The organism is Novosphingobium organovorum (assembly GCF_022832435.1).
GTDB classification, from domain to species: domain Bacteria; phylum Pseudomonadota; class Alphaproteobacteria; order Sphingomonadales; family Sphingomonadaceae; genus Novosphingobium; species Novosphingobium organovorum.
Window position 1 is genome coordinate 1 of the sequence record NZ_JALHLF010000159.1, and the last position, 5800, is coordinate 5800.

The 5800-nt window shown below is 68.3% G+C and carries 6 protein-coding genes; 3 read left to right on the top strand and 3 right to left on the bottom strand.

Annotated features, from left to right (window positions below; all coding sequences use genetic code 11):
* Positions 1 to 641: thioredoxin (locus tag MTR62_RS19470; protein WP_244024071.1), on the top strand; the 641-nt coding region annotated here is incomplete at its 5' end.
* A gap of 86 nt (positions 642 to 727) precedes the next feature.
* The gene (locus tag MTR62_RS19475; protein WP_244024073.1) at positions 728 to 1591 is read left to right on the top strand and encodes an NTP transferase domain-containing protein; all 864 of its coding nucleotides are present in this window, start codon (positions 728 to 730) and stop codon (positions 1589 to 1591) included.
* 175 nt (positions 1592 to 1766) lie between these two features.
* Here MTR62_RS19475 and MTR62_RS19480 read toward each other — a convergent pair whose 3' ends face one another.
* The 3 genes from MTR62_RS19480 to MTR62_RS19490 all read right to left on the bottom strand — a co-directional run bounded on the left by MTR62_RS19480 (position 1767) and on the right by MTR62_RS19490 (position 4666).
* Positions 1767 to 2471, bottom strand: a complete 705-nt coding sequence (locus MTR62_RS19480) for an SDR family NAD(P)-dependent oxidoreductase (RefSeq protein ID WP_244024075.1) — start codon at positions 2469 to 2471, stop codon at positions 1767 to 1769.
* Between the two features lie 5 nt (positions 2472 to 2476).
* A complete protein-coding gene (yaaA, locus tag MTR62_RS19485) occupies positions 2477 to 3232 on the bottom strand; it encodes a peroxide stress protein YaaA (RefSeq protein WP_244024077.1) in 756 nt (251 codons plus the stop codon).
* Between the two features lie 99 nt (positions 3233 to 3331).
* Positions 3332 to 4666 (bottom strand): dicarboxylate/amino acid:cation symporter, encoded by a 1335-nt coding sequence (locus MTR62_RS19490; protein WP_244024079.1) that lies wholly within the window; start codon positions 4664 to 4666, stop codon positions 3332 to 3334.
* Positions 4667 to 4899: 233 nt separating this feature from the next.
* Here MTR62_RS19490 and MTR62_RS19495 point away from each other — a divergent pair.
* Positions 4900 to 5800: cache domain-containing protein (locus tag MTR62_RS19495; protein ID WP_407672714.1), on the top strand; the 901-nt coding region annotated here is incomplete at its 3' end.

The window sequence follows — 5800 nt, forward strand, 5'->3', positions numbered from 1 at the left end:
CGCCAGCCCCCATCGCGAAGCCCGCGCCGCCCCGCGCCGCCCCGGCGCCGCAAAAGCCCGCCATGCGCCGCCCGGCCGCTTCGGTCGAAACCGCCAATCCGCCCGCCTCGTTGCGCAAGGCCCCGGCGGCAGTCTACGACGATACCGAAAACACCGTCCAGTACGCCGACGAGCGCACCTCCAGCTTCGATTTCGCGCCCCCGTTCCGCCCCCGTCGCAACTGGGCACGGATCGCCACCTACGGCGCGGTGGTCTTTGCCGTGGCGACGCTGGGATTGACCGGCGCGGTCGCCTGGGGCGGGCTGCCCGACTGGGTGCCCATGCCGCACGAAACCTTCCGGCAGGGCGAGCCCGACCTCCAGCTCAATTTCCCGCGCAAGCGCCAGGACCGCAAGCCGCTGCCCGACGGGAGCGAGTTCTTCAGCGTGAGCGGGACGATCGGCAACATCGGCAGCGAGACGCGCTACGTCCCCTCGCTCCTCGTCGTGCTGCGCGACGCGCGCGAGCGGATCATCTACGAAAAGGAAATCGTCCCCCCCACGCGCAAGCTTGCGGCGGGCGAGGTCATCACCATCAACGAAGCGCTGACCGACATTCCCAAGGCCGCCAAGACCGCCGAAATCGGCTGGAAGCCCGACTAGGCCGCCCCCACCCAGGCACCCTGGCCCCGTGACTTGCCCGTGAAGTCATGGCCTTGTCATACGCACCGGCCATAGCGGCCGGGATCATGGCGTTCCCTTCCACCCCATCGACAGCCAGCACCGAGCCGCCCGCGGCGCGCCTCGTCGTCCTCGCCGGGCAGCGCGAAGGCGCTGGCGATGCGCTCGCCGAACGCTTCGCGGTCAGCCATCGCGGGCTCGTTCCGCTGGCCGGGCGCCCGCTCATCGCGCATGTCCTGCAAACCGCCGCGCACCACCCCGCGATCGAGAGCCTGGCCATCTGTATCGAGCGCGAGGCCTTCGATCCGGTCTGGGACGTGCTCACCCGATTGCCCGGACGCGGTGCGGTGACGCTGGTCGAAGCGCAGGCCGATCTGGCCGAAAGCGTGCGCGCCGCCGCGCAAGGCTGGGACGGGCCGCTACTCGTCACCACCGCCGACCACGCGCTGCTCTCCTGCGAATCGATCGACGCGCTGCTCGCCGCGCTCACCCGCGCCGACATCGCGCTGCTGCTGACCCCGCGCGCCGCCGTCACCGCGATCCACCCCGAAGCGAGCCGCCACTACCTGCCCCTGCGCGAAGGCGACCTGGCCCCTTGCGATCTCTACGGCATCGCCAGCGTCGCGCATATCGAGGCCGCGAGCGTCTTTCGCGGCCGCCGCGCCTCGGGCCGGATCAGCCGACGCATCCTGCGCGCGACCGGGATCGTCGGCCTCCTCGCGCTGTGGCTGCGGCTCGAGAGCCTGCCCGGCGCGGTCGAACGCGCCTCACGCCGCCTCAAAGCCCGCGTGCGCGCGGTGGTGACGCCGGACGGCAGCCAGGCGATCGACGTGGGGGACGAGCAGACTTACGCCATCGTGCGCCACCGTCTCGAAGCGCAGGCAGGCGATGCACAAGTGGCCTTGCCCGAGGCGCGCAGTCAGGCGATTTAGGAACAGGTGATTCAAGGGGTTAACAGCCCTTGACCCCAAACTGTCTAGCGTAGCGCTCGCGCGCTGCGGTAGCTGCGCAAGGCGAGCTCGACAGTTGGGGAGCCCGAGGGCGATGGCCCTCGGAAAATGTCTTTTCCGCCTGTTTCGACTTTACCGAAGCAAACCGCCGGTGCGATCAGAACGGGATTTCCTTGCCCTCGTAATCGAACAGCTTGCCGCTGTCGGGCGCCTTCAGATCCTCGATCACGTCGAGCAGCTGGAGCGCGGCGCGTTCGGTGTCGAACAGGCGGCCGGGCTGGACGTGGCCCTGGAACGGGCGCGAAAGCGCGGTGTCGACCGTGCCCGGATGCAGCGCGACGACGATGGTGCGGTCGTTCCGGCGCTTTTCCTCGATCGCCAGCGTGCGCACCAGCATGTTGAGCGCGGCCTTCGAAGCGCGGTAGCCGTGCCAGCCGCCCAGGTGGTTGTCGCTGATCGAGCCGACCCGCGCCGAAAGCGCGGCAAAGACCCCGCGCCCGCTACGCGGCAGCAGCGGCAGGAAGTGCTTGGCGACAAGCGCGGGACCGATCGCGTTGACCGCGTGGACCTTTGCGAGCCAACCGGCATCCAGTTCGCGCAGCGCCTTTTCGGGGGCCCGCCCGGTCTCATGCAGGATACCGGTCGCGACGATCACCAGCCGCGGCTGAGGTCCCCTGGCGACGTGCGCGGCGGCCGCGGCGATGCTCTCCTCGTCGAGCAGGTCGAGATGCTGCGCACCGCTGCGCGAACGGGCAAAGCCGTGAACGACCTCGAAGCCGCCTTCCTCGACCAGAACCGCCTCGAACGCCGCCCCGATCCCGCCCGAGGCGCCCACGATCACCGCGCTCGCGCGTTCGGCCATGCGGATCAGGCCTCGCGCAGGAAGAGCCAGCGGTCGGGCTCGCTCGCTTCGGGCTGGAAACGGTAGCCATCGGCGTCGAAACCGCGCATCGCCTCGGCGTCGGCGACGTGATTCTCGCACATCCAGCGCGCCATCATGCCGCGCGCACGCTTGGCGTTGAAGCTGATGAAGCGCGGGCCGTTGGGGCCGGGCTCACGAAAATCGACGTCGATCACGCGGATGCCCGAAAGCTTGCCCGAAACCGCCGCGTAGTATTCCTGGCTGGCGAGGTTGAGGATCGTGCCCGAACCCTCCGCCTCGACTTCGGCGCGCAAGTGCCTGGCGATACGATCGCCCCACCAGTCGGTCAGCGCCTTGTGGCGCGGGGCCCAGCGCGTGCCCATTTCCAGGCGGTAGGGCCGGATCGCGTCGAGCGGGCGCAGCAGGCCGTAGAGCCCGGACAGCATGCGCAGATGGTCCTGCGCGAAGATCACTCCGGCCTCATCCAGCGTATAGGCGTCGAACCCGGTGTAGACGTCGCCCGCGAAGGCGAACAGCGCCTGACGCTCGGGCGCCTCGGCAAAGTCGCGGAAACGGTCCGCGTTGAGCTTGGCGAGCTTGGGCGAGATGTGCATCAGCTCGGACAGGCGCTTTTGCGTGAGGTTCGCCGCCGACTTGGCGAGACCTTGCGCCTCCTCGGCAAAGTGCGGCGCGGTAACCTCGAGCGGGGGCAGCGCACGCTCGAAATCGAGGGTCTTGGCGGGGGAGAGCAGAACGATCATGGCGTGGCGGTAGCCAAGCCGCACCGCGCCGTCAAACCGGGGAAACGGGACAGAGTAATCGATCCGGCCACGCTCCCGGCGGGCGGGTGCGGCGAAGGCTCACTCGGCGGGCTGGAAGCCCGCTTCGGGATCTGCGGGGGCGGCGCCGCCATGCTTCAGGGCCGCCCGGAAAACCGCCGGGTCGAGCGCCTTTTCCCAGCGCGAGACGACCACGGTCGCCACCGCGTTGCCGATGAAATTGGTCAGCGCGCGGCATTCGGACATGAAGCGGTCGACCCCCAGGATCAGCGCCATGCCCGCCACCGGGACGGTCGGCACGATCGAGAGCGTGGCGGCCAGCGTGATGAAGCCCGCTCCGGTAACCCCGGCCGCGCCCTTGGACGAAAGCATCGCGACCGAGAGCAGCAGCAGCTCCTGGCCCAGCGTCAGGTCCACCCCGCAGGCCTGCGCGATGAACAGCGCGGCCAGCGTCATGTAGATGTTGGTGCCATCGAGGTTAAACGAATAGCCGGTCGGCACGACGAGCCCGACGATCGCCTTGGGGCAGCCCGCCGCCTCGAGCTTGGCCATCAGCGAGGGCAGCGCGCTTTCCGAGGACGAGGTGCCCAGCACCAGCAGCAGCTCTTCCTTGAGATAGCGGATCAGCGCGAAGATCGAAAAGCCCGCCAGCCGCGCCACGGTGCCCAGCACCACGATCACGAACAGCGCCGAGGTGATGTAGAACAGCGCGACCAGTTCGGCGAGGTTGGCGAGTGTTCCCACCCCGTACTTGCCCACCGTGAACGCCATCGCGCCGAACGCACCGAAGGGCGCGGCCTTCATCACGATCGAGACGAGCCGGAAGAACACCGCCGAAACGTCTTCGAGCAGGCCCAGCAGACGGTCGCCGCGATCGCCCAGCCCGGCCAGCGAAATGCCGAACAGGATCGCCACCAGGAGGACCTGGAGGATGTTGCCGTCGGTCACCGAGGAGACGAACGTGTGCGGCACGATGCTCATGAAGAAGCCGGTCAGCGTCGCCTCGTGCGCCTTTTCGGCGTAGACGCTGACCTGCTTCATATCGAGCGTGGAGGGATCGATGTTGAGCCCTTCCCCCGGACGCATCGTGTTGGCGATGATCAGCCCGACGATCAGCGCCAGCGTCGAGAAGAACAGGAAGTAGGCAAAGGCCTTGCCCGCCACCCGGCCCACCGCGCGCAGATCGCGCATCGAGGCGATGCCGGTGACGATGGTGAGGAAGATCACCGGCGCGATGACCATCTTGACGAGATTGATGAACAGGTCGCCCAGCGGCTTGAGCGCTTCGCCGGTGGATGGCGCAAAGTGCCCGATCAGCACGCCCGCCACGATCGCGGCGATCACTTGCGTGTAGAGGTGGGTGTACCAGTGCCGAGGCATTTGGGGCTGGGCCATTTCCGGGGACGGACTGTGCATAGCGAACCTGTTATCCTCTCATTGTCCGGGACGTCTCGCCGGACATCCCTCGTACACTTCTGAATGCCTCAAGCCGTGGTGGGGGCAAAGCAAAAGCGCATCCGAAATTTATCATTACTTTTCAATATTATATTGCACATTCCGTGCGGCATGAGGTGTCGATATCGACACATGAGGCCAAACAATGTGTCAAAATTTGCACATTACGCGGTCCTGACCTATTCCTGCCTGCGATGACACCGCGCACGCTCACCCTCTGCCTGATCGGCGCCGCGCTCGGCGCGCTGGGCGTGGGCCTTGCTAGCGGCGAGTTCGCGCGGCGCGAGGCGCTGCAGGGCTTTTCGGGCACCGTGCGCGCCGACGCGCGCATCCGCCAGGCGCTGCTCGAAAGCGAAATCGCGCGCTACAGCCTGCTGCCGCTCGCGCTGTCCGACGATCGCGACGTCAACGCGGCGCAGAGCGCGGGCACTTTCGACAGCCCGGCCGCGCGTGCGCTCAACCGCAAGCTCGAACGGCTGGCGAGCGAGACCGGTGCGGCGGTCATCTACCTCGTCGACAGCCAGGGCAACTCGATCGCCTCGAGCAACTGGAACCGGACCGACAGTTTCACCGGCACCAACTACAACTTTCGCCGCTACATCCGCGATGCGCGCAAGACCGGCCGCGGGCGCCAGTTCGCGCTGGGCAGCGTCAGCGGCAAGCCCGGCCTCTACCTCGCCCAGCGCACCCGCGCGGGCGGGGTCGTGGTGGTCAAGCTCGAATTCGACTGGATCGAGGACGAATGGCGCCGCGCGGGCGGGGTGACTTTCGTCACCAACCCCGACGGGCTGGTGCTGGTCACCAGCCGCCGCGACTGGCGCTTCGTCGCCACCCGCCCGCTCACGCCCGAACGCCAGCGCGAGGCCCTGCGCGACAGCGGCGCGGGCGCGCTCCACCCCAAGCCCTGGCGTGACGACGCGCTTGGCCTCGTGGCTCTCGGCACGTCCGATACGCCCTATCTCCTCGCCGATACGCAAGCCGATGCGCAAGGCTGGCAGCTCCACCTCGCGATGCCCGCGCGCACCGCGATCGAACGCCCCGCGCGGCTCGTCGCGCTGCTCGCCGGGCTCGCCAGCTTTGCGCTCGCGCTCGCGC

Bases quoted from the DNA above. Each gene is read 5' to 3' on its own strand.
- MTR62_RS19475 (WP_244024073.1), top strand. From the start codon at position 728: ATGGCGTTCCCTTCCACCCCATCGACAGCCAGCACCGAGCCGCCCGCG.
- MTR62_RS19480 (WP_244024075.1), bottom strand. From the start codon at position 2,471: ATGGCCGAACGCGCGAGCGCGGTGATCGTGGGCGCCTCGGGCGGGATC.
- yaaA (WP_244024077.1), bottom strand. From the start codon at position 3,232: ATGATCGTTCTGCTCTCCCCCGCCAAGACCCTCGATTTCGAGCGTGCG.
- MTR62_RS19490 (WP_244024079.1), bottom strand. From the start codon at position 4,666: ATGCACAGTCCGTCCCCGGAAATGGCCCAGCCCCAAATGCCTCGGCAC.